The 26887-nt window shown below is 42.1% G+C and carries 27 protein-coding genes and 1 tRNA gene; 7 read left to right on the forward strand and 21 right to left on the reverse strand.

Annotated features, from left to right (window positions below):
- Positions 1–60: 60 nt before the first annotated feature.
- Both F994_RS09805 and F994_RS09810 read right to left on the reverse strand, forming a co-directional pair.
- Complete coding sequence (locus F994_RS09805) at positions 61–1332, reverse strand: sensor histidine kinase (RefSeq protein WP_004650205.1); 1272 nt, start codon at positions 1330–1332, stop codon at positions 61–63.
- A gap of 241 nt (positions 1333–1573) precedes the next feature.
- A tRNA-Leu gene (locus tag F994_RS09810) sits at positions 1574–1660 on the reverse strand.
- Positions 1661–1855: 195 nt separating this feature from the next.
- Between F994_RS09810 and queA the strand changes: the two genes are divergently transcribed.
- The 7 genes from queA (at position 1856) to secF (ending at position 9708) form a co-directional block, all read left to right on the forward strand.
- Positions 1856–2893: a tRNA preQ1(34) S-adenosylmethionine ribosyltransferase-isomerase QueA gene (queA, locus tag F994_RS09815; RefSeq protein ID WP_004650206.1), complete on the forward strand. Its 1038-nt coding sequence runs from the start codon at positions 1856–1858 to the stop codon at positions 2891–2893.
- Positions 2894–2918: 25 nt separating this feature from the next.
- The gene (locus F994_RS09820; RefSeq protein ID WP_004650207.1) at positions 2919–3947 is read left to right on the forward strand and encodes a hypothetical protein; all 1029 of its coding nucleotides are present in this window, start codon (positions 2919–2921) and stop codon (positions 3945–3947) included.
- A 28-nt stretch (positions 3948–3975) separates the two neighbouring features.
- Complete coding sequence (locus F994_RS09825) at positions 3976–4542, forward strand: LemA family protein (RefSeq protein ID WP_004650208.1); 567 nt, start codon at positions 3976–3978, stop codon at positions 4540–4542.
- A 670-nt stretch (positions 4543–5212) separates the two neighbouring features.
- A complete protein-coding gene (gene tgt / locus F994_RS09830) occupies positions 5213–6343 on the forward strand; it encodes a tRNA guanosine(34) transglycosylase Tgt (protein WP_004650210.1) in 1131 nt (376 codons plus the stop codon).
- A 102-nt stretch (positions 6344–6445) separates the two neighbouring features.
- Positions 6446–6775, forward strand: a complete 330-nt coding sequence (yajC, locus tag F994_RS09835; RefSeq protein WP_004650211.1) for a preprotein translocase subunit YajC — start codon at positions 6446–6448, stop codon at positions 6773–6775.
- 51 nt (positions 6776–6826) lie between these two features.
- Complete coding sequence (secD, locus tag F994_RS09840; RefSeq protein WP_004650212.1) at positions 6827–8728, forward strand: protein translocase subunit SecD; 1902 nt, start codon at positions 6827–6829, stop codon at positions 8726–8728.
- Between the two features lie 8 nt (positions 8729–8736).
- The gene (gene secF / locus F994_RS09845; protein ID WP_099049323.1) at positions 8737–9708 is read left to right on the forward strand and encodes a protein translocase subunit SecF; all 972 of its coding nucleotides are present in this window, start codon (positions 8737–8739) and stop codon (positions 9706–9708) included.
- 416 nt (positions 9709–10124) lie between these two features.
- Here the strand turns inward: secF and F994_RS09850 are convergent, their stop codons facing one another.
- From F994_RS09850 to F994_RS09940, 19 genes are read right to left on the reverse strand one after another with little or no spacing between them, the layout of a single operon-like run.
- Positions 10125–10559 (reverse strand): hypothetical protein, encoded by a 435-nt coding sequence (locus F994_RS09850; RefSeq protein ID WP_004650215.1) that lies wholly within the window; start codon positions 10557–10559, stop codon positions 10125–10127.
- A gap of 21 nt (positions 10560–10580) precedes the next feature.
- A complete protein-coding gene (locus tag F994_RS09855) occupies positions 10581–11801 on the reverse strand; it encodes a beta-ketoacyl-ACP synthase (protein ID WP_004650216.1) in 1221 nt (406 codons plus the stop codon).
- Positions 11801–12526 (reverse strand): 3-ketoacyl-ACP reductase FabG2, encoded by a 726-nt coding sequence (locus tag F994_RS09860; RefSeq protein WP_004650217.1) that lies wholly within the window; start codon positions 12524–12526, stop codon positions 11801–11803. The genes F994_RS09855 and F994_RS09860 overlap by 1 nt, the downstream gene beginning before the upstream one ends.
- Positions 12523–12960 carry a hotdog family protein gene (locus F994_RS09865; protein ID WP_004650218.1) on the reverse strand — a complete coding sequence of 146 codons (438 nt, stop codon included), beginning with the start codon at positions 12958–12960 and terminating at the stop codon, positions 12523–12525. Before F994_RS09865 ends, F994_RS09860 begins: the two co-directional genes overlap by 4 nt.
- Positions 12957–14156 (reverse strand): beta-ketoacyl-[acyl-carrier-protein] synthase family protein, encoded by a 1200-nt coding sequence (locus F994_RS09870; protein ID WP_004650219.1) that lies wholly within the window; start codon positions 14154–14156, stop codon positions 12957–12959. Before F994_RS09870 ends, F994_RS09865 begins: the two co-directional genes overlap by 4 nt.
- 12 nt (positions 14157–14168) lie before the next feature.
- Positions 14169–14726 carry a DUF3261 domain-containing protein gene (locus tag F994_RS09875; RefSeq protein ID WP_154649954.1) on the reverse strand — a complete coding sequence of 186 codons (558 nt, stop codon included), beginning with the start codon at positions 14724–14726 and terminating at the stop codon, positions 14169–14171.
- A 1-nt stretch (position 14727) separates the two neighbouring features.
- Positions 14728–16026, reverse strand: a complete 1299-nt coding sequence (locus tag F994_RS09880; RefSeq protein WP_004650222.1) for an NAD(P)/FAD-dependent oxidoreductase — start codon at positions 16024–16026, stop codon at positions 14728–14730.
- 11 nt (positions 16027–16037) lie between these two features.
- Positions 16038–18371 (reverse strand): MMPL family transporter, encoded by a 2334-nt coding sequence (locus F994_RS09885; protein WP_004650223.1) that lies wholly within the window; start codon positions 18369–18371, stop codon positions 16038–16040.
- Entirely contained in the window at positions 18346–18993 is a 648-nt protein-coding gene (locus F994_RS09890) for an outer membrane lipoprotein carrier protein LolA (RefSeq protein WP_004650224.1), read from the reverse strand. The genes F994_RS09885 and F994_RS09890 overlap by 26 nt, the downstream gene beginning before the upstream one ends.
- Before the next feature lie 5 nt (positions 18994–18998).
- Positions 18999–19418 (reverse strand): acyl-CoA thioesterase, encoded by a 420-nt coding sequence (locus F994_RS09895; protein ID WP_004650225.1) that lies wholly within the window; start codon positions 19416–19418, stop codon positions 18999–19001.
- A gap of 10 nt (positions 19419–19428) precedes the next feature.
- Complete coding sequence (locus tag F994_RS09900; protein ID WP_004650227.1) at positions 19429–20970, reverse strand: HAL/PAL/TAL family ammonia-lyase; 1542 nt, start codon at positions 20968–20970, stop codon at positions 19429–19431.
- Positions 20970–21866: an LpxL/LpxP family acyltransferase gene (locus tag F994_RS09905; RefSeq protein WP_034697045.1), complete on the reverse strand. Its 897-nt coding sequence runs from the start codon at positions 21864–21866 to the stop codon at positions 20970–20972. Before F994_RS09905 ends, F994_RS09900 begins: the two co-directional genes overlap by 1 nt.
- 40 nt (positions 21867–21906) lie before the next feature.
- Positions 21907–22641, reverse strand: coding sequence for a glycosyltransferase family 2 protein (locus F994_RS09910; RefSeq protein ID WP_004650229.1), 735 nt, complete (start codon positions 22639–22641; stop codon positions 21907–21909).
- Positions 22642–22653: 12 nt separating this feature from the next.
- Positions 22654–24324, reverse strand: a complete 1671-nt coding sequence (locus tag F994_RS09915) for an ApeI family dehydratase (RefSeq protein WP_004650230.1) — start codon at positions 24322–24324, stop codon at positions 22654–22656.
- An 11-nt stretch (positions 24325–24335) separates the two neighbouring features.
- Positions 24336–24890 carry a COG4648 family protein gene (locus F994_RS09920; RefSeq protein WP_004650231.1) on the reverse strand — a complete coding sequence of 185 codons (555 nt, stop codon included), beginning with the start codon at positions 24888–24890 and terminating at the stop codon, positions 24336–24338.
- Positions 24887–25135, reverse strand: a complete 249-nt coding sequence (locus F994_RS09925) for an acyl carrier protein (protein ID WP_004650232.1) — start codon at positions 25133–25135, stop codon at positions 24887–24889. Before F994_RS09925 ends, F994_RS09920 begins: the two co-directional genes overlap by 4 nt.
- A 9-nt stretch (positions 25136–25144) precedes the next feature.
- Positions 25145–25405 (reverse strand): phosphopantetheine-binding protein, encoded by a 261-nt coding sequence (locus F994_RS09930; RefSeq protein ID WP_004650233.1) that lies wholly within the window; start codon positions 25403–25405, stop codon positions 25145–25147.
- On the reverse strand, positions 25389–26201 hold the full coding sequence (locus tag F994_RS09935) for a lysophospholipid acyltransferase family protein (protein ID WP_004650235.1): 813 nt from the start codon (positions 26199–26201) through the stop codon (positions 25389–25391). The genes F994_RS09930 and F994_RS09935 overlap by 17 nt, the downstream gene beginning before the upstream one ends.
- Complete coding sequence (locus tag F994_RS09940; protein WP_004650236.1) at positions 26195–26833, reverse strand: beta-ketoacyl synthase chain length factor; 639 nt, start codon at positions 26831–26833, stop codon at positions 26195–26197. The genes F994_RS09935 and F994_RS09940 overlap by 7 nt, the downstream gene beginning before the upstream one ends.
- Positions 26834–26887 lie beyond the last annotated feature (54 nt).

Below are 26887 nucleotides of genomic sequence, written 5' to 3' on the forward strand. Positions count from 1 at the left end.
TTTCTAGTTATATCAGCTGAAAAGAAATAGGGGAAAAGAAATTTAAGCTTCTGTTGTTTTTTATTCAGTGATCGCCTGTTTAATACTATCCAACGGTAAAGCCTGATGCGTATTCACGGCGACGGGTAAAGAAACTTTAAAGATCGTTCCCTCGCCTTCTTTTGACTGTACCGAGATTTCACCTTGATTCAAATCCACAAAGCGTTGACATAATACCAAACCTAAACCCATGCCTTTCTCACCCGCAGTTCCCTTAAAACTGACCGTTAAGCGCGGTTGAAACAATTCATCAATCTGGCTTTGCGTCATGCCAAGTCCAGTATCTTCAATATAAATATCAACACCATGTTTGGATTTTTCGGCAGACATGATGACTTTCCCGGTCCCATCCACATAGGTAAATTTCAGTGCATTAGAAACCAGATTTTGTAAAACAGAAGTCACCATATTAATATCGGCATAGACTTTTAAATCATCGGGTACTCGATCAATCAGTTGAATATTTTTCTTAATCGCCAAGGTATTCAAGACATCAAACACAATTTTTGAAGATTGTTTTAAATTGAAATTGATGGGATGGTAAATAAAACGTCCACCTTCAGCCATGGCCCAATTTAATAAACTTTCTAACAGGTTATAGGTTGATTGCGAGGTATCTAATAAATAATCGGCAATACTTTGAATGTTTGAATCATCAAGCGTAGCGCGCTCTTGCGCCAAAACTTCAGAGAAGCCAATTAAGCCATGAAATGGTGCACGCAAATCATGGGCAATAATTTGAAAAAACTTGGTTTTACTCGAGTTTAAAGCACACTGTTGTTCATATAATTCTTTTAGCTCTGCATAATCTGAATGCAATTCAACAATTTTAATCAAACTCATGGCCAGTTCATGCACAAGTTCTAAATTTTTCTCATTAAATTCTTCACACTGTTCATCAAATAAAATAACGTGCCCAATAGACTCTGTTTTATTTATTTTTAAATCAAAAGCCACAATTCGGTTATGTGCAACACCTAAATCATGCACATATTGAGAAAAAGCAGCATAATTTTTATGCTTGACGCTCAGAATCGTATCGCCTTCAAAAAATGCAGATAAATTGGCTTCTTTTTTTGAGTGAAAGGCTTTAAACCATTTCGGTGAGGCATACCAAATGTAGGGTTCATTATGAAAACCAAGAATGCCGCAATCTGTTTGTAAAATGCCACGGGCAAATTTCAAAAAACCTTCGACACGATTATCTGGAGTAAAAACACCAAGCAATAATGATATTTTACAAGCACTGAGCTGCTCTGTTGCGGAGCCTATTTCAAGTAACTGCATTTTCATCTCTGCCTCGTAAATTTTTTTACCCTCTATAGTTAAAAAACAACTACGCCCTATCCATTCTATTAACAAACTTTCACATAGAACACAATGAAAAAAAGGCACAAACAGACCAAAAGTGACAATTTCCGACAGACTCTTTTTTATGGTCGCTAATTTGACCTTAAACGCTAGAATTTAATCAATTTTTTAAGCATAAAAAAAACCCCAAGCTTTTCGTACCGGCTTGGGGTTTTTTTGAATCTGGTCCCGAGGGTCGGACTCGAACCGACACATCATCTCTGATAGTGGATTTTGAATCCACCGCGTCTACCAATTTCACCACCTCGGGAAAGGGGCTTACAAGCACATTAGCTTGTGGTCGCTATATTACTATTAAACTTAGAATTGTCAATTATCTAATTCAGTCAATTGCTCAATTTTAAAGCAAAAGCAAAAACTTTGGCTTAAAAAACATCAGATATTATCTCGTGCACCCTTTTCGGGACTATAATGCAGACGTTTTTCTTATTGTTATACCTTAAAGATGCAACTTTCCGACTTTAACTTTGATCTCCCTGACGAGCTAATTGCTCGCTACCCTTTAGATACCCGCAGTGCTTCACGCCTTTTGCATTTAGATCAGCAAGGGCAATATCACGACTGCCATTTTACTGACATTTTTGATTTACTCAATGCCGGTGACTTACTCATTTTAAATGACACCAAAGTGATGAAAGCACGGCTAAAAGGAAAACGTGCCACGGGCGGTGCTGTTGAAGTTTTAGTGGAACGCATGCAGGATAAATTTATTGCACATTGCCACATTAAAGCCAGTAATTCGCCTAAAGCCGGTGCTGAACTTTTTATTGGTGATGATGAAATCAAAGTGACGGTGCAAGGTCGCCATGAAAACCTATTTATTGTCGAGTTTTCACAACCAATTTTAAATGTACTCGATCAATATGGTGCTTTACCCATTCCACCGTATTTTAACCGTGAAGCCGAAGCGATTGATACCGAGCGTTATCAAACGGTCTTTAATGACCCGACTAAACTGGCCAGTGTTGCCGCTCCTACGGCGAGTTTGCACTTTGACCAAGGCTTATTAGAAAAACTTGAAGCTAAAGGTATTCAAAAAGCCTTTGTGACGCTGCATGTTGGCGCAGGTACATTCTTACCGGTACGCACCACAGACATCCAAAACCATATTATGCATAGCGAATGGTGTGATGTTCCTGAACAGACCGTTGAACTGATTCGTCAAACCAAAGCCCGTGGCAATAAAGTCATTTCGGTTGGAACAACAGCAACGCGTGCCGTTGAAAGTGCAGCGCAAGCGCATGGCGGAACATTGGCTGCATGGACCGGTGATACACAAATTTTCATCTATCCCGGTTATGATTTTAAAGTGGTCGATCGCTTAATCACCAACTTCCATCTACCTGAATCTACGCTATTAATGCTCGTTTCAGCATTATCGAATCGTGATAATATTTTAGATGCCTATCATCATGCTGTCGAAGCAAAATACCGCTTTTTTAGTTATGGTGATGCCATGCTGGTGGATAAAATCACAGCTTAACCTTTGCTGATAAAAGAAGAACCCCATGCCGCTCGATAGCGTTCAACATTCGATTCATATTCGACGTAAAAAAAATGAACGTGTGTTTCAAAATATCGCGCGGCTACAGGATCTTGGACGTAAAGCACAAAGCCATCAGGACATTTTAGACGGTCTACATCCGTGGAATGCGCCAATTGTGCTTAAGTTCGAAAATGTCTTGCCTCTGCTTTTAGCAGCGCTAGGTTTGTTTTTTATGCTGCTGATTTTTATTGCCCCCAGCAATATTTGGATGCAACTGGGTCTGATCAGTGGCCTGCTGATGATTTTTTGGGCCTATATCAGTTATGAAGACCAACAACCGATTGATGACGTGATCGAATTTCTAGAACAACAAAGCATTAATAAAAAATACCAATTGGCTTTGCATCAGCAACCGCAACATATCTCGGTTCCATTACAACCTGTTTTATTTATTGCGCATTTAAAACGCCTGTTTCCCGTGTTTAATCAAGGCACGATTTCCAATGACCTGCCCTACTATGCCAGCACCGTCTGGGAAGATGAAGAGGGTCAACAACACCAAGTCATGGTCTTTCAATATCACTATGTCAATGAAATTCGTGTCAGCAATAAAGATGGTGATGAGGTCAAAGTCAAAGAAATTCATAAAGACTTATGGGGCGTATTTGTTTTTGATGTAGAAACGCAAGGGCTGGCCATCACCACGGCAAACAAAGATTTTTATTATCCTTATCGTTTTCCTTGGCATACCAGCGACATCCAAACCAATCAAAAGTTAAATATTTTTGGCAGCGATGAAATGCAAACCGCTAAACTCCTCTCGCCTGCATTTGTACTGAGATTGGCCGATTTTTTTGCCCAGCGTCAGGGCGATTTACTGTTCCATCCAAGCAGTCATACTTTATGCTTTTTAGGGCCAGCGAATTTATTTAAAATCTCGACACAAGCAAAAAACATTCAAGATATTTCTGCATTACGTGGACACTTACGTACTTTTAAATTACCTTATCTAGAAAGCTTACAGCGTGATTTAACACATTTTTTAAAATAGAAATTATTCATATTTTGGGGACTTATCAATGGGGTTATTGATTTTCTTACTCTTCATCATCGCTGCAATTGTCGCATGTGTGATGATTCGAAATAATATTGTTCGCCATCACAATGCCTCTATTCGAGCTTGGTCAGATGTTGCCAGTTATGAACGTCAGAAAATTAAAATTTTAGATGGTCTACAACCACTTGTTGAGCAATATTCAAATTTTGAGCAAGGCACTTTAGAAAAAGTCACCGAACTGCGTCAAAATATTTTAAATCTCAATGTGAACACTACCGACGTTTCGCAATTACAACGCATTGAAAGTTTAAATAAAGAACTGATGCATAGTTTAAATGTGGTGGTGGAAAACTATCCTGAACTCAAAGCCAATGAAATTTATCTTAAAATGATGAATGAAATTGAAGAACAAAATGAAAATGTCGGTGCAGCCATTACCATCTTTAACCGTAATGTAGAGTTGTTTAACAACCACATTCAAATTTTCCCGAATAACATTGTCAACACCATGACCCTCGGTAAAAAAGCGGTTCGTCCCTTTCGAGATCAAGCGGCAACGCAAAATTTTGACTACCGACCGAATTTTTAACTGATGTTATGCAGCGGCTTAAACCAGCCAAACTAAATTATAGAAAAAATTAATTTCACGTAAGGGTGGCATGGATGCCATCCGTTGGGCTGGCGTACAGGGATGTTCGCTCAGGCTAACAAAAGGTTTTTGTCTACTTTTGACCTTTCAAAAGTAGAAATAATGCCTACGCAAAGGTCATTTAAACTTTGCAACACATATTAAGGCAGTGCAAAAAAAATCTTCATTGCAGCACATAAATTAAGGTCATTTATATATCAATTTATCAAGCTCTAGTCATGATCTAAATGCTTAAGTTTTTTTAAATAAGTGTGTCATATCTGTTTTCAACCTAAGACGTTTTGCATCCTTTACTATGAAAGATGCAAGACGCTCTATTTAAAAATATTTTTATTGCTCTTTAATATTCACCCGCCTTAAGAAATCAAAACCAGCGCCACATTAGAAAAATAATCCCCCAGTTAAATACCTCATTCACACCAAGCACTTAGCAACTTTGATGCTTTGGTCTTTATTTTGCCAGTGACCTTTAATCGAGAAAGTATTGAGTTAAAACTCGACAACACTGGTGTTTATCTGCGTAATCTAGGAAAATAGCCAACTTTTAGCGGCGAACTGTTTTTTCGCTCTTGCACTGCACGCAGTGCTTTGCTCTTGTTCAGGATATTTTATGAAGTTTGAGAAATTAGGTCAGTCGGGTCGTGCCCGTCGTGGTCGTTTAACGCTTGAACATGGCGTGATTGAAACACCTGTGTTTATGCCTGTCGGTACTTACGGTACGGTTAAAGGCATGTTGCCACGTGATATTGAGGACATTAAAGCTCAAATTATTTTAGGCAATACCTTCCATCTTTACTTACGTCCAGGTTTAGATGTGATTCGTGAACATGGTGGTTTACATGAATTCATGAAATGGAATAAACCGATTTTGACCGATTCAGGCGGTTTCCAAGTCTTCAGCTTGGGTGCAATGCGTAAAATTAAAGAAGATGGTGTAACTTTCCGCTCACCCATTGATGGTTCAAAAGTCTTTTTATCCCCTGAAATTTCAATGGATATTCAACATACCTTGAATTCAGATATCGTGATGATCTTTGATGAATGCACGCCTTATCCAGCCACACATGAAGAAGCACAAAAATCATTACAGCTTTCACTGCGTTGGGCAAAACGCTGTAAAACCCAACATCATGATGTGCTAAAAAATCGCAATGCGCTGTTTGGTATTATTCAAGGTGGCATGTACGAAGACCTACGCAATGAATCGCTGAATGGCTTAAAAGAAATTGACTTTGATGGCTTTGCGATTGGCGGACTTTCAGTAGGCGAACCGAAAGAAGAAATGATCAAAGTTTTGGATTATCTTCCTGCACAAATGCCTGAAGACAAACCACGCTACTTGATGGGAGTCGGCAAGCCAGAAGACATCGTTGAAGCCATTCGTCGTGGTGTCGATATGTTTGACTGTGTGATGCCAACACGTAATGCACGTAACGGTCATTATTTTGTGACCGACGGTTTGGTGCGTATTCGTAATGCCAAATATCGTCATGACCAAAGCCCGCTCGATTCAGAATGCGATTGCTATACTTGCCAAAATTTCACTCGTGCGTATTTATTCCACTTGGAAAAATGCGGTGAAATGCTCGGTTCAATGCTCGGCACCATTCATAACCTACGTTATTACCAAAGATTTACACAAGACATTCGTGATGCGTTAGATAATGGTACTTTTGATGCCTATGTCCACGATTTTTATGCACGTCGTGGTCTAGACGTTCCCCCTTGTCCTGAAGATTAATCTTTCAGTGTTTGCGCTGAAGAAAAAGACAGGGTAAATTGCTGAGCAAGTTAATTTATTATCATATTGTTGATATACAGTTTTTTATTTTAGGAAAATGAAATGAGCCTTTTTATTTCTACTGCTCACGCAGCGGGTGAAGCTGCAAGCCAACCAAGTTTGGTGACTAACCTTTTGATGATTGCGGTATTTGTCGCAATTTTCTATTTCCTCATTTGGCGTCCTCAAGCAAAACGCGCTAAAGAACACCGCACTTTAGTTGAAAGCCTTGGTGTGGGTAGTGAAATTGTTTTTGCTGGCGGCCTTATGGGCAAAATCCTGAAAATTGAAGGTGATTTTGTCGTGGTTGAATTAAGCCGTGGCGTAGAAATAAAAGTTCAACGTGCAAGTGTGATTTCAGTTCTTCCTGAAGGCACATTAAATAATCTCTAATCAAAAATAGTCGTGCCCTAGCACGACTTTTTCATTTTAAGAAGAAAATAAATGCGTTACCCAGCATGGAAATATCTGCTGATCATCATTGTTCTGGTGATTAGTACATTATATGCCCTGCCTAGTTTGTATCCAGATGAACCTGCTGTTCAAATTTCGGGTGCCAAAGCTGGTACCCAAATTGACCAAAGCATCGTACAAAAAGCAGAGCAATTATTAGAAAGTGAAAAAATTCCAAGCCATGACAACAGCTTTAGTAATAATGCTGCCCTTTTACGTCTTGATTCTTCTGAAGCGCAATTAAAAGCCAAAGAAGTATTACGTCGTGGTCTTGGTGAAAATTACGTTGTTGCTTTAAACCTTGCGCCAACCACGCCTGAATGGCTCCAAAAAATTGGTGCAAAACCAATGAAATTGGGTCTAGATTTACGTGGTGGTGTTCACTTCTTACTTGAAGTGGATATGGATAAAGCCATCAGTCAGCGTCTGGAAACCTCTGCAACTGATTTACGCCGTCAGCTTCGTGATAACAAACTGAAATTCAATAGTCTTGCGTTGAATAACAATACGATTACTATGCAGTTTGCCAATAATGCTGACCGTGATGCAGTGATGGATTTCTTACGTCGTAATGGCAATGAGTTCACTCAACAAGCCATTGCATCAGAGTCGGGTTCAACTTTACGTTTGAGCTATACCGATGTACGTAAGCAAGAAATCCAATCTTATGCGGTGAATCAAAACTTAACCACGTTACGTAATCGTATTAATGAGTTAGGTGTAGCAGAAGCATTGGTGCAAACTCAAGGTAGCAACCGTATTGTGGTTGAATTACCGGGTGTTCAAGATACTGCTGAAGCAAAACGTGTTTTAGGCCGTACTGCAAATCTTGAATTCCGTTTAGTGTCTGATTTGAATGACCAATACATTGACCCTTATACAGGCAAGTCAAATGGTCAGGCAGTACCACCAGGCACGGAACTGTTTGCTTATGAATCGCTGGATAGCGGTCGCCAATTACTGTTAAACCGTAACCGTATTTTAACTGGTGAACGTGTACAAAACGCATCTAGTGGCTTTAGCCAAGATACTGGTGGTGCTGAAGTAAATATTACTTTAGACAGTGCTGGTGGTAAGTTGATGGCCGATGCAACACGTAGTGCGGTTGGTAAACGCATGGCGGTATTGTTCATCGAGAACAAACAAAAAATCAGCTATGTACCCGATCCGGTTACAGGTGCACAAACTGAAGTTCGTACCCCTTATACAGAATCTGTGGTGATTAATGCCGCAACCATTCAAGCGGTATTGGGCTCACAATTCCGTATTACTGGTCTAGATTCACCCCAAGAAGCGGCTGAACTTGCGCTCATGCTTCGTGCTGGTGCGCTGGCTGCACCGATGTACTTCGTTGAAGAACGTGTGGTTGGTCCAAGTCTGGGTCAGGAAAATATTGATAAAGGCGTATTGTCTACTCAAATCGGCTTCTTGCTGGTTGCCCTTTGGATGGTCGCATTCTTCCGCTTATTCGGTTTAATTGCCAACTTTGCCCTTGTGGTTAACCTTGCAATGCTCTTGACGGTTATGTCATGGATTGGGGCTTCACTGACCCTTCCGGGTATTGCCGGCATCGTGATCACCATTGGTATGGCAGTCGATGCCAACGTCCTGATCTGTGAACGAATACGAGAAGAAATAAAATGGGGGGCTTCGCCCAAACAGGCCATTGTTGCCGGTTATGATCGAGCCTATAACACTATTTTCGACTCGAACTTAACCACGTTCCTCGTTGCGTTTATTCTCTTTGCCATTGGTACGGGACCGATCAAAGGTTTTGCCGTAACACTGATGATTGGTATTGTTTGCTCAATGTTTACTGCAATTACAGTAACCCGTGCAATTGTACAACTCATTTATGGCAAAAAACGTAACTTGAAGAAGTTGAGCATATAAGGAGATCGATGATGACTGACATGACTCAACCTGATTCAAAAAAATACGGTCGCCCGGATGATGAACGCGTCATTCCGTTTATGAAAATTGCGTTTCCAGCCGCAATTATTTCCATCATTCTGACCATTGGCAGTCTTTTCTTTATTGTGACCAAAGGTTTGAACTTGGGGCTGGATTTTACCGGTGGTGTTTCTGCCGAGTTAAATTATGCGCAACCTGCCAACCAAACTGACGTGGTTAAAGCTTTAGACCAAGCAGGCTTTCATGATGCTGTGGTACAAACGCTCGGTAGTAATAAAGACCTGATTGTACGTATGCCCGTTCAAGACATTGAAGTTGAGGATCTGACGAACGCCATTACCAAAGCGGCCCAATTACCGAACAATCCTGCTGAAGTACATAAAGTGGATTCTGTCGGTGGTCAAGTCGGTAATGAGTTATATATCCGCTCAGCGGGTGCTGTTGCACTTGCGCTTCTTCTCATGCTGGTTTACGTCACCATCCGTTTTGAGTTCAAACTCGCGATGGGTGCGGTGATTTCCCTGTTCCACGATATCATTGTTACCGTTGGTATTTTTGCCATGATGCAATGGCCGTTTGACTTAACCGTACTTGCTGCTGTTCTGGCATTAATCGGCTTTTCGTTAAACGATAATATTGTGGTATCGGATCGTATTCGTGAAAATTTCCGTAAAATTCGCGGTGCGACCCCTTTGGAAATCGTCAACATTGCATTGACTGAAACCTTACGCCGTACCGTCCACACCTCAATGACCCTGTTGCTTGTGGTACTTGCCATGTTGTTTATGGGGGGTGATGGTCTGAAATGGTTCTCTGTGACTATGTGTATTGGTATTTTTGTCGGAACATATTCTTCAATTTATATCGGTACTGCATTCGCTTTATGGCGTGGTCTGAACCGTCAAGATTTCATTGTTCAGGTGAAACCTGAGTTTGAAGAAGAAGAAATTCCGCAATAATCTGCTCTACCTTGAATTAAAAAAGCCCATCACTTGATGTAATGCTGATCAGTTAAGGAGTTTTATAATAAACTCCTTAACTTTTTAGTTCTTCACAACGGAGTCTTATATCTTTAAATCAAATACTTGGAGCTCATCTATTACTTTGGATAAGCCCAAATGAGAAACTCAAAATATATTTTGAGTTCGCAAGAAAGGCATCTTGCGGCGCAGTGCGCCTCACCGCAAAACTCGTCAAATCTCTTTTATTGATTAATTAATCGCAGAAACTTTACTTTTTCAAAGTAGTCTTGCCTCGAACAGTTGCGGATGACGTTTCCGCGTATCGAATAACATTATGAATTTAAAATAAAAAGCCAGTCAACTTCTTAACTGACTGGCATTAATCACTTGATGGGCTTTTTTATTGCTTAGGCTTAGAACTTAACCAAATCGCCTTTTAAAGCCACACTTGCCACAGCCGTGCCTTTAAAGCACTGATAGGTGGTGCTACTTTTACTTTCATTCGATTTAAAGTAACTGACAATATTGGTGACTGCATTTGCGCCTTTCGCTTTTGCCGTGTTTTGCAACTGAATCAGTGCTGAACGTAAAACGTGATCACACGCAGTTTCTGCCGACTTAGCAAAACCATTGGTTTTTTTATTGGTCACTGCATCTTTTTGTAAAACTTTACCGCCAGACTTGGTGCCTGCTAAATAAAATTTGACCGAACCATCTAAAGTCCCATCGGCAACGGCACGTTCAACGGCACTTTTAAAATCCAAATTATGTGCAGTATCAGCAGCCTGTGCAGAAACCACCGCACCCAAAGACAATACAGTTGTTAGTACTATTTTTTTCATGAACATGAGTTTACCCTCTCGTTGTTGTTAAACCCGTTTAAAAATCAGGGAGGTATTAATTCCTCCAAAAGCAAAATTGTTACTCATAATCATATTGGCATTCATCTTTCTAGATTGCTGGACGATGTAATCTAGATCGCCACATAAAGCATCTATTTCTTCTAAATTTAAGGTGGCAATAAACTGGCTACGCAGCATCATTTCAATGCTCAGCCAAGCTTCAATCGCACCACAAGCCCCTAAAGTATGTCCAAAATAACTTTTCAGTGAGCTAATCGGTTTCTTGCCCAAAACTCGTGCAGTTGCCTGACTTTCGGCAATATCCCCTTGATCGGTGGATGTACCATGTGCATTGACATAATCCACTTGATCGGCCGGAACTTGAGCATCAGACAATGCCAATTCCATACAGCGCCCCATCATTTCCGAATCTGGGCGGGTGACATGCTGACCATCACTATTGCTGCCATAACCAATGACTTCTGCATAAATTTTAGCACCGCGTGCTTTGGCATGTTCATATTCTTCTAGAATCAAACAGCCTGCCCCTTCGCCAATCACTAAGCCATCACGCTTGGCATCGAATGGACGTGGTGTTTTTTCTGGATGTTCATTTTGACTACTGGTTGCCAACAAAACATCAAATACAGCCGAACCTGCCGCACTCAGCTCTTCTGCACCACCTGCCAACATCACAGTTTGCTTGCCATATTTAATGGCTTCATAGGCCTGACCAATCGCCATTGAACCTGACGTACAGGCACTAGACGTTGGCAAAGTTAAACCTTTTAAGCCAAAATACACCGTCATATTCACGGCGCTGGTATGTGACATCATACGAATATAGGTGGTGGCATTGAGTTTGTTCATATTGTTATCGTGCAACATGCTGCCAAACTCGCGAATGGCATCGACACTTCCAGCGGATGAACCAAATGCCACACCGGTTTGTCCATTGCTTAATATCGGATCATTCAATAGTGCCGCATCTTCTAACGCTTTTTCAGCACAGACCGTCGACATTAAAGCCACCCGCCCCATACCACGCGTCACTTTACGATTAAAATGTTTAGGAACGGTATAAGACGCTACAGGCCCTGCCAATTTACTACGTAAATCGGTGAACTGCTCCCATTCTGGCATGTAGCGGATACCGCTGTTACCCTGTTCAAACTGAGCAAAAATTTGATCCGCAGTTTCACCTAGTGAGGTAATCCCTGCCATGCCTGTGACAACAACACGTTTCATCACATCAAACCTCCATTGACCGAGATCACCTGACGGGTGATATAACTGGCATCATCACTGCATAAAAACTTCACCACTTTGGCAACTTCATCGACATGCCCCATCCGTTGTAAGGGAATCATTTTCAAGGCATGTTCTTTGACTTCTTCTGTGACCATTTCGGTTTCGATTAAACCGGGTGCGACACAATTTACCGTGATTTTTCGCTTCGCTAACTCGAGTGCTAAAGCTTTAGTCGCGCCAATTAAGCCAGCTTTGGCAGCACTGTAATTGACCTGACCACGATTTCCCATCAAACCCGATACCGAAGATAAAGTGACTATGCGTCCGCCTTTTTTCAAACGAATCATCGGCATCACCAATGGTTTTAACACATTGTAAAAACCATCCAGTGAAGTCGAAATCACATCATCCCAATCGTCATCCGTTAGGGCTGGAAAGGCGCCATCACGGGTCAGTCCTGCATTGAGTACCACCCCATAAAATGCACCATGTTCTGCAACATCTTGCTCCAGCAATTGCATGACGTTTTCACGATCGTTCACATCAAACATTAGGACATGACTTTCCTGCCCTAAAGCCTGAATCTGTTGCACCACTTGCTCTGCTTCTTGTTGTCTTGAACGCGCATGTACGGTGACATCAAAACCTGACTGTGCCAATTGCAAGGCAATCGCTTGACCAATGCCACGGCTTGAGCCTGTGACTAAAATTCTTCTACTCACGCTAAATTCCTAATATTTTCTTTAATTTCTGCGGGTTCAAATACACTCAACATGGCACAAATACGATGTTCTCGGTACTCAATTTCACAGTTAAACTGCCCCAAACCCTCATGCAAATAGCTTTGTTCTGCTTTAATACGCACGGTTTCACCCAAGGCAAAATAAGGCAATGGCAACTGCATTTTACGCGTGCCCAATAAAAAACCAATTTTTGGTGGCAAGCCTAACATTTGCCCTTTATGCCCTGCATAAGCGCTGATGGTCTGCGCCATCAGTTCAATGCTGCTCCACGTTGGCAAACCCTGTGCATCACAAAACATTAAGTCAGGTTGAATCAATAATTCCGCAATCGCAAAATTTTCATTCGCTTCAATTAAATGATCAACAAAAACCATCGGTTTTTCATGTGGAATAAACTGTACGGCATCCATCATTTCAGCTGCGTTCCAAAAATCAAACTGATATTACTTCCGCCAAAAGCGAAAGAATTACTCATCACATAGTTTATTGGCTGTGACAGCTGTGCATTCAACACATAGTTCTGCTCATCCAATTCTGCATCAATGTGACCCGATTGATGCAGCGGCAACCATGACTGATCGGCTAAAACTTGCTGACAAATCACCGCTTCAATTGCTCCAGCAGCGCCTAAACAATGCCCTGTTTTATGTTTGGTACTGCTCAGCGGCACAGCATGATGCTGAAATACCGTCTGAACGGCTTTAATTTCCATAGCATCATTTTGCGGTGTCGCGGTGCCATGCATATTTAAGTAGCCGATATCCTGTGCGGTCAGACCCGCCATATCCAAGGCTTTTTGCATCGCCTCGGCCGCGCCTTTTCCTTCGGGATGCGGTGCTGAAATATGCCATGCATCCATCGACTCGCCTGCTGCCATTAACATCACGGGTGCCGTTTGTTTAGACAATAAAAATAAACCCGCAGCCTCACCAATATTAATGCCATCGCGCTGTGCCCCACAGGGCTGACAAAGAGCATGAGACAAACTTTCTAGGCTACTAAAACCATTCAGAGTTAGCTGACATAACGTATCCACCCCACCCACCAAAACGGCATCGGCTAAATCGGCATTAATTAAACGCTGCCCTGCTGCCATTGCTTTAGCACTGGAAGAACAGGCGGTAGAAATGGTATAGGCAGGCCCTTCCCAACCCAAATACTGCTGTAGCGCTTTGGCTAAGCTGCCCATTTCCTGTTTACCGTGCACGACTTCAACAGCATGCTGATTAACAAAGTATGACTTGAGGACTTTTTCATTATCAGCAATCCCCGAGGTCGAGGTGCCCAAAATAATCGCTAAGCGTTTAGGCGCAAATTGCGCCGTATAGTCGCGTATTTCAGCTTCTATTGCACTTAAAGCGGTTAAAGCAAAACGTAAATTGCGTGAATCGACAGCGTGTAAAAAGTCAGGAACGCTTTCAATTAAAGGCTGTTGATAGGCACCGACCCAAACCTGTTTTTCGGAAATAAGGCCGGATCTTAAACTCAAGCTATTTTGCGCTGTCGTCAACGCCTGTTTGATTTGTTCAGGCGTATGGCCTAAGGCAGATAACCCCACGCTAAACTGAATGCCTACCGCAGGATGTTGTGTACTGATTTGCTCACTCATCATCATCCTCCTTTATTCAGTTGTTTCTAAACGATCATGCAAAGCACTGATGACCATTTGATAAGGCACTTGCAGATTATCTAATTCAATCACGGCATCCTGATGCAGGATATTTAACACATGCTGTTGATTGATAAAAATAGACTGCGTCTGAGCCACATTTTTAACCTGAACAGTTTTAACTTGAACATTTTGTGACTGTAATTGGGCAAAATTTGGATAAGTGGCATATAAAATATCGCGCACCACAAACTCAAACGGCAATAATTTCATTTGCTCAATACGTTGTTCAACCTGTACTTTCCGACCATCAAAACTGAGTTTAAATAACTGCTGTCCGGTGAGAGATAAAGCCAGCATGTCCAGTTTTTGCCCTTGTTGCTGCTGATACAACAAAAAGCTAAAACTATGCTTATTCCATTGCACTTCAAGCTGATCCTGACGCTGATACTCTTGTGCAAGCCATGTTGTGGTGGTCAAACCCTGCGCTTTGGGCAGCAGAGATTGGCAACCGCTACAGCACAGTAGTGCAGCAAGTAACAATCCCGTCCATTGCCATTTCACTTGCATATTAAGCACCATGGACTATAGCTTCACTGTGCTGTGGCTCACGGCAATATTCAGCCAAGGTACTTAAGCGTTTTTTGGCATTTTTATGGATGGGGTTTGTGGTGTCCCATGCATAACCCGCCAACAAGGATGACACCATACGGCGAATTTTTTCATCTTGCTGAGTCGAAAACACCACATCTTGGAATTCACCTGAATACCAGGATTCAACATAAGCACGAAACACTTGAATCCCTTCACGCAGCGGTTTTTCATATTGCGCCATCCAGTCCACCGTTTGCCCGTTCAGCACTTGATCAACCAGAGGAATGGCTAAGCTTGAAGATTTTAACGCGATGGTCACCCCTGAGGAAAATACAGGATCTAAGAATTCACCGGCATTGCCCAAGAGTGCATAATTACGACCTGCCAAATGTTTAACATTGGCAGAATAGCCGACCAAAGTTCGTACAGGGGTATCAAATTTAGCGTTGCGCAGCACATGCGATAAACTTTCATCATCGGCTAAAATACGTTTCAACAATGCAGCTAAATCTATCTCTTGCTGGGCAGAAAAACCGTATTGTTCAAAAAAATCTTGTTCTGCTACCACACCAAAAGAGCAACGGCCATCGGCAAAAGGAATCAGCCAATACCAAGCTCGCTGATCTTTGGCGTGTACCGTAATCAGGATTTTTTCCCGATCAAATTCAGCATCATCCAAAATGCCATCTTCAATATGGGTGAACACAGCACGACGGACTGGAAAGTCGGATGGGCTTTCCAAATCTAAAAACTTCGGCAAAATCCGACCAAAGCCGCTGGCATCGAGTAAAAACTTGGCTTGAATCTGGTAAACCTGTTCTTGCTCATTTTTCACGGTCAAAATTGGCTGCTTCGACTCCACATCGACATCAATCACTTCATGACCAAAGCGGATTTCTGCGCCATATTGTTCAGTTTTCTGCGCCAATAAATGGTCAAAATGGGCACGGCGAACTTGCCAAGTGGTGCCCGGACCATCGCTAAATTTTTCGGTGAAGTCATAAAAACTGCGCTGCTTGCCCCTTAAAAAAGCTGCGCCATTTTTAAATTGAAATCCACATTCATCTACATGTTGACGTACGGTATCAAGCAGCCCCGCTTCTTCTAAAAAAACCATGGATTGTGGTAACAAAGACTCGCCAATCGAAAAGCGTGGAAAATATTGTTTTTCAATGATCGTGACCTGATGGCCTTTTTGGCGCAGCAATGCTGCTGCAGAACTCCCCGATGGTCCTGCGCCGATAATCAATACATCTGTCTGTTGCATGGTGCTCATTGCACTGTACCTTAATCTCTCAGCTTCTTTGGCTGATATTGTTGAAGTACAACATGTTTGGCATCGGAAGATGTCAACAATGTTGCATAAATAAATGAAAAAATAACCCCAAGCAGTACCGTCAAACCAAAGCAATGAATGGCATAGGTTTGGCTAAACGATAATAACCCGAAACCCAATAAGGTCGACATCATACATAGGAATAACGCCATGCCCACCACTTGTGGATGGTCATGTCCATGTCGATAAAAAATCGCATAGTCCACGCCAATCCCAATAATCAGGAAGGTTCCCATAATGCTGAATAAGTTAATTTCAACCCCAAACCATGCCTGAACAGCAAAGGTGGAGATTAAAGCTAAAGTGACGGGTAAGACCAAGGGCAAAATGGACTTCATGCCATAGATGATGCCCAAACCCAGCGTTAAAGTCAGTAAAGCAAAAACCAATAACCATTGTGCCTGAATACGATGTTGCTGAAAGAGTTCAGACAGTTGATTTACTGGACGTAACAGCTGTACCTGTGCACTATTCAGCTGTTCTAAAGCGACAACATGATGCACATTTTGTAACAGCACCAAACGTTCGGTTGCACTGATTTGTAAAAATGCCAACGGATGCCCTGCCATTTCACTTGGACGCAATAACGGCTGCTGTGGCAATTGCTTTTGCCACGCTAAAACATCTACTGGATTGAGCTGCAATGCCGCGGCATAATCCCGTAAAGCCTGCGCAGGAATGCTTTGTAAGAGTTGAATATTCTGCTGTTGCTGTTGAATCGGCGGCAACCATTGTCCTAAAGCCTGAAAAGCATCCAAAGCCCCTTCACTTTGTAGGCGTTGTAGTTTTTGAATCAGTTGCTGCTCATTATGTTCAAGCTCTGCGGCCGTCTTACCATGTACCACAAAGTATTCACTGCTTTGTTGCTGCATAAAGCGTTCACGGACGTACTTGTCTTCTTGCTTTAAACTCTGATCCATACTTTGCAAATTGCGAATATCATCATTGCTCTGCAACAACATCAAACTGCTGCCTGCCACCACGACAATCGCAGCAATTAAGCCATAACGCAGTCCTTTTCTTGCCTGTACAAAAGTACGTGCTTGACCAATAAAACGTAATCTGCGAATCGCCGGTTCAGCATTTAAGGCAGGTAAACGAGGGAGCAATAAAACACTGGTGATCCATGCCGCAGCCAGCCCCACCATAGAAAAGACCGCGATCTGTTTAAAGCCGGGAAATGGGGTAAAACTTAAGAAAATATAGGCAACTAAAGTGGTCATCAAGCCCATAAACAAGCTGGGCAATAAGGGTTTGAGCACCGCAAAACCATTGATATGCCGATGCTGCGATTGCATGGCCATAAAGTAAAAAGAGAAGTCGACACACACCCCGACCAGACTTGCACCAAACACCAAGGTCATGAGGTGAATTTCCCCAAAAACCCAATGCGTGATAGCAAAGGCCACCAAACAGCCTGTACCCACAGCCACCATTTCAGTCAACATTGGACGGATTGAGCGGAAACCAAACCAGACCAAAAGTAAAATGCCAAAACTTGAACCCAAACCAATGGTGGAAATTTCTTTTTCAGCCGAAGTGGTGCCAAATTGAGCAAATAATAAAGTACCCGTCCAATGCGGTTTCACCTGCATCTGGCGTAGTTGCGTATCGAGTTGTTGAATCCACGCTGAAGTTTGTTGTTGATATTCAATATTATAAGGACTGTTTTTTAGCTCTAAAACCAATAACCGCGAAATCCCCTGCTCATCTCGAATTGTGGCAAAGCCATCTTCTAAAGCAAGATCAGGATGACTTTGTAAACCGGCTAAGCCCATGGCATAACGTGGAAATAACAACAATGGATCGTGTTGTAATAACGCTGCGGTGACCGGCATGCCCGGACTCATAATTTGCAATAAACTTTGTTCGCTCAGTGCAGCATAATCTTGTTGTTGCAGTATTTTTTGATCGTCTAATGTCAATAAACCGGCACGGTGTTGATAGAGCACCTGTGCAAACTTGTCACTGTCTAACTGAGCATGCAAAGGTTGCCACAAATCACTTTTGGCCACCTGCTGTTGCAATGCGTTGGTTGATTTAGTTAAGGCAGCATCATCTTGAGCATCCAACACCACAAACACTTTGTCATTCAATTGTTGACTGACGTATTGCTGTGCCCTTTCAAGCCGTGGGTCTTGGCTGGCTTCAGGCAATAAGGCAAAAATATTGGTTTGAATATGGATCTCTTTTTTAAGCCATGCTGTGCCTAGCGCAATCGCAATCACGCTTAAAATAATCAGCCACAGCGCCGTAAATTTATTTTGCCAATTGGAAAAGTGCATTTTCCTCAGCCGTTAACGTTTGTGGTTGAGTCGTTTGTTGACTAAAACGAATGGTCGTGGTGTTATTGGCCTGTTCACTCAAGACAATACGATCGACATAACGCTGCCCTTGTGCATCCACGCGAACAAAGAGTTTTTTAAATAAACTGCTTTTCGGGGTTAATGCCACATTCCATTGCGCAGGACTATAATTGGCTGAAACAATATTGAAATTTTTAGCCAATGCAGTTTCATTGCCTGACATCAGCTGTAAAAACATGGTCGCCACAGAACCATAAGGTGATTTATCAATTTCAATTTGACTGTAGGTGCGCTGAGTTTTTTGTACCAATTTATATGGCGTCACAATCAAATCGGCTTTCACTGGACTTTGAATGTTCCAGATTACGCCTTGTGATTTGGAAAATAATACCGTGCCTTTCGAGACAAAAGTTTTGTTCAGTGACGCTAATTTTTTTTGCTGTTCAAACTGAGCACGTACAATCGGGGTCGCAGCAAGCTGAGTAAAAATTTGTTTGAGCTGTGGATTTTGCGCATGTACAGGTCGTGACAACAGCGACATCAAACACAACACAAGCGCTAAAAACAGCCAGACTGGACGGGATAAATTGATTGCTTTCATTGACTTTACTCCGCTTTAAATGCTGGCCAAGCGTGCAATTGTTCTAACAGCACTTGCGGCGATTGAAAACACATTTCACGGCTTTCAATACCAACCGCCACTTGGCTGGTGTAGCCTTTGGTGAGCTTCCGACCACTGTCTGCATCAAAAATTTGATATTCAATTTTCAAGCGGTTTTCCCATTCTTTTAAAATGGCACGCACACGAATTTTTTGTTCAAACTCAATTCCCTGCACATAGCGAACATGGCTTTCAATCACCGGCCATGCATAACCAGATGCAAGCATTTGCTTATAGTTATAGTGAAATTGATCGAGCAATTTACAACGCGCAATTTCAAAATATTTTAAATAATGTCCATGCCACACCACATTCATGGTATCGACATCATGAAATGGCACTTCAATAATTACATCGGCATGCATCGTCAGTTTCCTATCCTATTGAGTGAACACGTTCAGGATTCAATAATTCTAAATTTTCGAAACGATCGACCAGTTGTTGCAATTCATGTTGCAATGGTCGATCTTCCACCACGTAATCAAAGGTCTGCAATACCCACGTCTGAAATGCGGCCAATACTTCAGCCAACGAACCGTCTAAAGCTTTTAAGTGAATGGCTTGTACACTGGCACAGCACAGCGCTGCAATCACTTGTTCAGTCAGCACAATCACACGACTGGCATCCCGTGCAGCAATGGTGCCCATACTGACTTTGTCTTGGTTATGACATTCGGTTGAGCGTGAGAAAATAGAGGCCGAAAGCGTTTGTTTTAAAGCTTCTGCCGTCCATGCTGATACTGCAATTTGCACAGCTTTAAAACCATGATTCAACGGCAAGCGTTCTGCGGTTGCACCAGTTAAATTGCGTGGCAAACCGTTATTCATTTTATAGTCCACCAACTGCGCCAATTGACGATCCATGAGATCAGCAATATTGGCAATTATGATTTTCAAGCTATCCATGGCTTGGGCAATGTGTCCGCCATAAAAATGACCACCATGTAATACACGCAAATTCACAGGATCAATCAGTGGATTGTCATTACTTGAGTTCAGTTCATTTTCAATAAACTGACGTAACCACGTTTTAGAATCTTCAAATACACCAATAATATGCGGCGCACAGCGTAAAGAATAACGATCTTGCAGACGTGGACTCTGATGCTCGGTTTGTACCTCACTGTTCAGCCAAGTTCTGAGTTGTGCGGCAATATTTTGCTGACCCGGATGGGGCTTTTGCGCAAACAGCACTTCATCAAAATGGCTTGGATTACCTTCCAAAGCCAAAACATTTAGTGCCGTAATACAGGTGCTGGCCAAAGCAATTTGTTCCGCCTTTTTATAGTTTAAACAGGCAATGGCTGTCATCACCGCCGTGCCATTCATCAGTGCCAAGCCTTCTTTCGGACGTAACACTAAAGCCTGCATGCCTTTTTCAGCATACACCGCACTGACTGGCACAATTTGACCTTGATCATAAACATCACGTTCACCGACCAAAGCCCCTGCAATATAGGACAATGGGGTTAAATCACCACTGGCCCCCACTGAACCTTCCGATGGAATGACAGGAATGATATTTTCATTCAGCATCCATGTGAGGCGTTCTAGCAATGCATGCGATACACCTGAATAACCCCGCGCCAGAGAACATAAACGCGTCACCAACACCGCACGCGCCGTGATTAAATCCAAATTTTGACCTAAACCACAACCATGAAAACGTGATAAATGTAACGGCAATTCATTGACTTGATGCGCGGGGATTTCCACCAAACAGGAGTCACCATAGCCTGTAGTCACGCCATAAATGACGCCTTCATCTTGTAACAGTTGATCTAGAAAATCTGCACCGCGTTGAATCAGATCACGCCATTCAGTGGATACCGGCAAAGCCACAGATTTTTCCTGACGCGCCACAGCCACCACATCTTCAATTGAGAGCGGTGTTTCCCCAACAACTAACACTTGCATTATTTTTTGTTCCAAAAATTATAAAAATTAAACCATTGATACGGCGCACGCATACAGTGCTGTTCAAGCAAAATAACATATTGACGCATGGTGCTTTGCAGTGCTTGCATGCGAGTTTTTCGAGGGAAATGAAGCTGCTCAGCAATCGCGTGAATATGCACTTCAAAGCAACTGCCGACGCGATAACAAAAGACCGCCAGTACAGGTACTTTCAATAAACTGGCTAAAATCCATGCGCCTTGCGGCCAATTCGCCTCTGCGCCTAAAAAGGTAATCGGCTGTACCCGATCAGACTCAACAGGTACACGATCTGCTGCCACAATCACCCACTCGCCTTGGTCGAGTTTTTCTTGCAAAATCAAAGCGGTTTCAATACCCAACTCATCCACCGAAACTAAATTAACATCGGCATGTTTATTGAGTTTCTTTAAAAATTGATTAAATTTAGTGGCATGTTTTTGATAAACCAAAACATTAATTTTTTGTGTATGTTCTGATTTAATCGCCCTTAACAATTCGATATTGCCAAAATGCGACACCACAATCACCGCACCTTTTTGATAATGTGCACGAAAATGTTCATGTCCATGTAAAGCCAATTGCTGCTCAGGTATTTTGCCCAGCCAACCTTCAATTTTATCTAAAATACATTCGCCAAATTGCATTAAATGCTGATAGCTATGACCCAGACTCGGCTCTGTGGTAAAGGGTGATTGTTGCCCTGCAAAATGATGTAACTTGCTTAAATACAACAATGATGCCTGACGTGCCGTGACTGAAAAGATCCAGTACCACAAAATAATAAAATACAGCACCACGCGGCAGAGCCAACGACCACCTAAACGATAAAATGCCAACATTAACGTCAGTGACCACATGCCACCGCGTTCTTTCATATCATTCCACTGGGTTTGCTTGAGCTGCTCAGTCACGCCATTAACCTTTCACTTTCTGTGACACTAATTTAGGCAACCGCAGCAACATCCCACCCAATAAACGCACATGTGCCTGACTCATGCCAAGGTTATCGCGCCATACATTGAAATGAGAAATCCCATCTTCAGGATAAATCACTTGGGTCGGTACATTAATAAAAGCAACATTCGCCCACTTGAGTCGCACTAAAATTTCACTATCAAAACCCATGCGCGGCTGAAATTTTGCCGAATTTAGAATTTGAATGGTCTGGGCCAGTGGATAGACTCGAAATCCACACATACTGTCTTTAATATCGAAGGATAGACTGTTAATCCAGACCCAAATATGCGTAGCATAACGACCATATAAACGTTTTTTCGGCACGCTCTCATCAAAAATTGGCTGACCAATCACCATTGCTTCTGGATGCTGCTGAGAAATGTCTAAAAATTTGGCTACATCTTGCCAGTCATGCTGACCATCAGAATCGAGCTGCAAAGCATGACTAAAGCCTAAAGCATGGGCATGACGTAAACCGCTTATGACCGCTTGCCCTTTGCCTTGATTATGCGAATGTTCAACCAACTCGACACATTTATTTTCGGCTTTCAGCTTATGTAAAAGTGTGCCACATACCGCATCACTGCCATCATTGACTAAAATAATCGGCAACTGAAACGGCTTCAAATGTGCAACCAAAGCCTCAATATAATGCGGATGGTTATAAACAGGAATCACAAAACAATGCTGCATATACATCCTCTTTTAAACCTGTTCAGTTTGCGTTTTAAACAACAAACGCCCCGATGCCAAGGTCTGATCTGCATGGGTCAATTCAAAACTCACTTTGTGCAATTTTCGTGACAGTTTGAGTTGCAGTACCATATACGGTCGAATCAGATCTTGAAATTTCAATTGTTCAAAACCATTACACCATTCCAGATCGGCCCAAGTTTGGCGGGAAAAATGCTGAACAAAACCAATCTGCCCCACACCGGGAAAAATCGGATAATCGGGGAAATGCCCTTTAAAACATTCCAATTCAGCAGAAAATTCAAGCTGATAAACGGCCTGATCTGGCTCGTTCTGTTGTGCCAATACAATAGGCAACAACATGGGTTGAAATAAGGATTTCATGTACTGTTTATTCAGTTTAGATTGTGCATTTTGTGGTAATTGAGTCAAAAACCGCCACTGCCTTGGAATGGCAATGCCTTCCAGTTTTAATTGTAATTGCGCTTTGATTGCCGCCACAGATTGTGCTTTGTTGCCACTTTGCAGCTGTTTTCTGGCAGCTTCAGATAACACCGCAACACAGGCTAAAATCTGCCGATGTTCACGTTGTAAAATTAAAACATGACACTGGGCAATCTCATCGAGTTCTATTATTTTTTGTTCAATCGCATCTAAACTTAAGCGTTTTTCTTCTAGTTTCACAATCCGATCCAACCGTCCCAATAAACGAAACGGACTCTTGGCATTGGTTGCGTCAAGCATTTCAATTTTATCGCCGGTTAAAATCCAGTTCTCACTAAAAGCATGATTGGCTTGCACTGCCAATTCTTGTTGATCGCTCACTTGAATGTCTACATTGGCAAAAGGAATCCATAACGCATCATCGTGTTGTCGATGTGCAATTCCCCCCGTTTCTGAGCTGCCAAACACTTCGTGAATCGGTCGATTTAAATAAGGACGCACACCCGAATCCAATTTACCACCCGATGAATATACGCTTAAACAGTGCTGTAGTAGCACATCTGGGGTCCAGCGTTTTAATAATGCAGGACTAGAAATAACATAATTTTCAATGTTGAGAGGTACTAATTTTTTTTGAATATCAGCGACATCTTCAGGGAAAGCCAATTGGGTTTGATAAAAACAACGACCACTGGCTAAAGGCCACAACAGCTTGAACAATAAACCATAAATATGTTGATGGCTGACTGTTGCGATGGCAATGGCCTGTTCAGGTAACTGAAAACTGGCATCCAAACCTTGCACTTCATTCAAGAGCTGACGCAAAGTACGCGGGATTTTTTTCGGTTGCCCTGTTGAACCTGAAGTATAAAAATAGAGCTGGGCCTGATTTAAAAAGGCATCATCCAGATTTAGTTCAATCTGCGGCTCTGCTGTAGCAGATACAGGCTGACGCTGTAAAAACAGAATATTCTGCTCAGCCAATTCTTTTTCTAAATCACTGACTCGATTGGGCGGCAAGAGCAGCTGTTTTTGCGCTAAAAGTGCCGCAAACAACAGCACTAAAAACTCATAGCTATCGGGTTCCCACAACGCCCAACTGTCCTGCGATAACAACTGGATTGCATGACTTTGTTGTATCACCTCTTGCCAAAAATCCTGAAAATGGATTGGGCTTAAATCAGCCTGAAGACACAGCGGTTTCAGTGAATGAATATGATTCTGAAAATGACACAACATAACAATCCGTTTTATTCCTGAAGTTGGTTTAAGCGTTGCTGACGCTTACGCAATATAAATTCGCCCAGCAATAACAGCCCCATCAACACATAGGAAATAAAACCGTTATAGAGCACCCACACCTGCATTGAAGCAAACAACACCGTTGCTAAAGCAATCAGGGCATTGCACACAAAGAAAATACACCAGACGATAGTGACCTTACGTGTCCAAATCACCCCTGCTTCGGGTAAATTCGGTTCAGCCAAACGGGCAAAACGCTCAATCATCGAGGGTGGTTTGATTAAAGTCGCTGCAAAAATAGCGAGTGAACCCAGACTCATCAATACCGGATAGAGTTTCAGCCAGGCTTGATCTTTTAAAATCAAACTTAAGCTGCCGCATAAAATAGCAAATCCAGTCAAGGGCCAGAGTAAAGCATTACCCTTACTAAATAGCCGCAACACGCCTAGGACAATCAATAAACTACTGACCCAAATATATTGACCCTGCGCTAAGCTATAGCCCACTAAAAAGGGATAGAGAATCAAACTGATGACCACTATCCCTTGGAAGACCCATTTCATGCAGCAGACATATTCTGAATCACAGTCACAACATCTTGCACTGTACGTACATTTTTAAAATCTTCAGGATTCACTTGCTTACCCGTCAATTCTTTAATTTTGACCACAAGATCAATGGCATCAATGCTATCGACATCCAAATCTGTGGCTAAATTTGCATCGAGCTGCACATCTTCTGGATTAATCTCAAACAGATCTTCCATCCATGCTCTTAATTTTTCGAGTACTTGTTCCTGAGTTAACATCACAACCTCTTATGCCGTTTTCTGTGCTTCAACCAAAGCCACTAGACTTTGAATTGATTTAAAATATTGTTTGGTTTCTGCCGATTCAGCATTCAAATGAATGTTGTAACGCTTTTTCAAGGCCAAACCAAGTTCCAAAGCATCAATTGAATCTAGACCTAAGCCATCACCAAATAAGGGTGCTTCCGTTTCAATATCATCTCTGCTGATGTCTTCTAGGGCCAAAACATCAATAATCATTTGCTTTAATTCATCAGCAAGATTGCTCATTTTTAGATAACTCTTGGTTAAAAAATTGGTGTAATTGATGATTTAAATGACGCACGTTTTTCGGACTGACCGTGGCATCGTCTAAAAGTTCATCGACTTGAATGGCATCCAGTACTTTCACATGAATATGAAATGGCTGTGAAGGAATGTGATACCACTTTTCATTTTTGGTTAAAGTTGAAGGCGTACAGGTCAGCAACACTGGACGAATCGGCACATGGGCACGAATGGCAATATTCGCCGCGCCACGTTGAAACTCATTCAACAACTCACCTTTTGCAGTTCGGGTGCCTTCAGGAAAAATCAGCAAAGATGCTGCTTGATCTAACTTTAGTTTTTCCACACAGTCCTGAATAAATTGTTCAGAACCTGCATTTAAAATATAACCTGCATTTTGCACTGGCCCTTTGGTAAATGGATTGGCCCATAATGCTTGCTTGACCACACAATTTGCTTGTTCCATTAAACCAATCAAGATCACCACATCCACCAATGTGGGATGATTGGCAATAATCAGTTCCTGTCTACTTTGCTGTAATTTGTCTAGACCTTCAATGTCATAGGTCATAATTCCAAGCTTTACCATCATTTCAGTAAAACCTTTGAAACTATAGCGAATCACATTTTGTGTACGCTGCTGACGTAAGCTTTGATTTTGTGTCGACAAATTAACCAAAGGTGCAACCAAACCACCAATAGCAACGCCACCGATGCCAAAACTGGCAAAACTAAATCCTGTCGCACCGACACGCCATAGATAATTGGCTTTTTGTTTCATTTGATTCAGCTTTAACATTTTTGCCACGCTTGCATATGAGAGTCATCTGGGTTGTGCTGCGCTTGCTGCCAGAAATCATAAAAATTTTGTGCATCCACATATTGATGTCGATGCTGTGGCAAAGCATGCGGATCAAATTGTAAATTGGGAGCCTCAAGGCTGATCAGCGCAGACATGGCAAAACCATTGAACGGCTGGAACTCCTGATAAAGCGCAGGCAGTGCTTCATCGTAATACACCACCAACACCCGCGAATGGGGTTGTTTTGTGCTTTTTAACCAAGCATAGGCTTCAATCAGTGCTTCACTCCACGACGCGGCCAAACTGGTCGAAGGTGTGGAATCTTGACATAAAATTGAATACAACCCAGCAATAGCATTGTGCACAGAGGTCGAAAATTGGGTGGGTGATGGCGTTTGATCTTGCAGTACATCGGCTAAAATTTTCAGCGTTTTATGCTCATCGCCATATTGCGAAGCCCAGACAATATAATCCACTGCTTCAGCATTCAGCGAGCCAATGGCACTATTAATCGCCAATTTAGCAATACCAGATAATCGTCTACGCTGCATTGCAGGGATTTTTTCTAAGGCAGGAACGGTTTCATCGGCACGACTGATATACAGTTGAGATATATTTATTTGAATCATTACCGAAATTTTCCGTACCCTAAGAATATTTTTAGCTCAAGGCTATTTTATTCG

The organism is Acinetobacter bohemicus ANC 3994 (genome assembly GCF_000367925.1).
In the GTDB taxonomy this organism is placed as follows: domain Bacteria; phylum Pseudomonadota; class Gammaproteobacteria; order Pseudomonadales; family Moraxellaceae; genus Acinetobacter; species Acinetobacter bohemicus.

What these genes read in the sequence shown, in the direction of transcription:
- F994_RS09805 (WP_004650205.1), bottom strand. Translation starts at nt 1,332, where the DNA reads ATGAAAATGCAGTTACTTGAAATAGGCTCCGCAACAGAGCAGCTCAGT.
- queA (WP_004650206.1), top strand. Translation starts at nt 1,856, where the DNA reads ATGCAACTTTCCGACTTTAACTTTGATCTCCCTGACGAGCTAATTGCT.
- F994_RS09820 (WP_004650207.1), top strand. Translation starts at nt 2,919, where the DNA reads ATGCCGCTCGATAGCGTTCAACATTCGATTCATATTCGACGTAAAAAA.
- F994_RS09825 (WP_004650208.1), top strand. Translation starts at nt 3,976, where the DNA reads ATGGGGTTATTGATTTTCTTACTCTTCATCATCGCTGCAATTGTCGCA.
- tgt (WP_004650210.1), top strand. Translation starts at nt 5,213, where the DNA reads ATGAAGTTTGAGAAATTAGGTCAGTCGGGTCGTGCCCGTCGTGGTCGT.
- yajC (WP_004650211.1), top strand. Translation starts at nt 6,446, where the DNA reads ATGAGCCTTTTTATTTCTACTGCTCACGCAGCGGGTGAAGCTGCAAGC.
- secD (WP_004650212.1), top strand. Translation starts at nt 6,827, where the DNA reads ATGCGTTACCCAGCATGGAAATATCTGCTGATCATCATTGTTCTGGTG.
- secF (WP_099049323.1), top strand. Translation starts at nt 8,737, where the DNA reads ATGATGACTGACATGACTCAACCTGATTCAAAAAAATACGGTCGCCCG.
- F994_RS09850 (WP_004650215.1), bottom strand. Translation starts at nt 10,559, where the DNA reads ATGTTCATGAAAAAAATAGTACTAACAACTGTATTGTCTTTGGGTGCG.
- F994_RS09855 (WP_004650216.1), bottom strand. Translation starts at nt 11,801, where the DNA reads ATGAAACGTGTTGTTGTCACAGGCATGGCAGGGATTACCTCACTAGGT.
- F994_RS09865 (WP_004650218.1), bottom strand. Translation starts at nt 12,960, where the DNA reads ATGATGGATGCCGTACAGTTTATTCCACATGAAAAACCGATGGTTTTT.
- F994_RS09870 (WP_004650219.1), bottom strand. Translation starts at nt 14,156, where the DNA reads ATGAGTGAGCAAATCAGTACACAACATCCTGCGGTAGGCATTCAGTTT.
- F994_RS09875 (WP_154649954.1), bottom strand. Translation starts at nt 14,726, where the DNA reads ATGCAAGTGAAATGGCAATGGACGGGATTGTTACTTGCTGCACTACTG.
- F994_RS09880 (WP_004650222.1), bottom strand. Translation starts at nt 16,026, where the DNA reads ATGAGCACCATGCAACAGACAGATGTATTGATTATCGGCGCAGGACCA.
- F994_RS09885 (WP_004650223.1), bottom strand. Translation starts at nt 18,371, where the DNA reads ATGCACTTTTCCAATTGGCAAAATAAATTTACGGCGCTGTGGCTGATT.
- F994_RS09890 (WP_004650224.1), bottom strand. Translation starts at nt 18,993, where the DNA reads ATGAAAGCAATCAATTTATCCCGTCCAGTCTGGCTGTTTTTAGCGCTT.
- F994_RS09895 (WP_004650225.1), bottom strand. Translation starts at nt 19,418, where the DNA reads ATGCATGCCGATGTAATTATTGAAGTGCCATTTCATGATGTCGATACC.
- F994_RS09900 (WP_004650227.1), bottom strand. Translation starts at nt 20,970, where the DNA reads ATGCAAGTGTTAGTTGTTGGGGAAACACCGCTCTCAATTGAAGATGTG.
- F994_RS09905 (WP_034697045.1), bottom strand. Translation starts at nt 21,866, where the DNA reads ATGAAAGAACGCGGTGGCATGTGGTCACTGACGTTAATGTTGGCATTT.
- F994_RS09910 (WP_004650229.1), bottom strand. Translation starts at nt 22,641, where the DNA reads ATGCAGCATTGTTTTGTGATTCCTGTTTATAACCATCCGCATTATATT.
- F994_RS09915 (WP_004650230.1), bottom strand. Translation starts at nt 24,324, where the DNA reads ATGTTGTGTCATTTTCAGAATCATATTCATTCACTGAAACCGCTGTGT.
- F994_RS09920 (WP_004650231.1), bottom strand. Translation starts at nt 24,890, where the DNA reads ATGAAATGGGTCTTCCAAGGGATAGTGGTCATCAGTTTGATTCTCTAT.
- F994_RS09925 (WP_004650232.1), bottom strand. Translation starts at nt 25,135, where the DNA reads ATGTTAACTCAGGAACAAGTACTCGAAAAATTAAGAGCATGGATGGAA.
- F994_RS09930 (WP_004650233.1), bottom strand. Translation starts at nt 25,405, where the DNA reads ATGAGCAATCTTGCTGATGAATTAAAGCAAATGATTATTGATGTTTTG.
- F994_RS09935 (WP_004650235.1), bottom strand. Translation starts at nt 26,201, where the DNA reads ATGTTAAAGCTGAATCAAATGAAACAAAAAGCCAATTATCTATGGCGT.
- F994_RS09940 (WP_004650236.1), bottom strand. Translation starts at nt 26,833, where the DNA reads ATGATTCAAATAAATATATCTCAACTGTATATCAGTCGTGCCGATGAA.